The organism is Micromonospora sp. DT4, from assembly GCF_049841675.1.
In the GTDB taxonomy this organism is placed as follows: Bacteria; Actinomycetota; Actinomycetes; order Mycobacteriales; family Micromonosporaceae; genus Micromonospora.
In genome coordinates this window covers 1-438 of record NZ_JBNCKT010000397.1, presented here as the reverse complement: position 1 = coordinate 438, position 438 = coordinate 1, and the positions used below count along the sequence as shown (strand labels likewise).

Here is a 438-nt window from a genome sequence, read left to right as displayed (position 1 = left end):
CTAGGGCCTGTCTTGTGGATCATGGTTGGTGGGGTAGGAACATCACGGGTGTCCGGAGTGTTACCCGAGCGCTATGTCTGCACGATTCGAGCTCACCGATGCCGAGTGGGACCTCATTGAGCCCCTGCTGCCTGCCGATCCCGCCAGGGGCGGCAGGTGGCGGGACCACCGGACCGTGATCAGTGGCATTCTGTTCCGGGAACGTACCGGTATCCCCTGGCGGGACCTGCCCGCCCGCTTCGGTAACTGGAAAACCGTCTACCTGCGTAAACGCCGCTGGGCGTTGGACGGCACCTGGCAGCGCATCGCCGAGCGGTTGCGGTTGGACGCCGACCTGGACGAGGGCGATGACTGGACCGTCAGCCTCGACAGCAGCGTGATCCGCGCCCACCAGCACGCCGCCGGCGCCCGCCACCAACCCCCAGCCGACCATCCGGG

1 protein-coding gene is annotated in these 438 nt (G+C 67.1%); it reads left to right on the top strand.

Going from position 1 to position 438, the window contains the following annotated elements:
* Nucleotides 1–73: 73 nt before the first annotated feature.
* Nucleotides 74–438: IS5 family transposase (locus ACLQ24_RS30285; RefSeq protein WP_425895148.1), on the top strand; the 365-nt coding region annotated here is incomplete at its 3' end.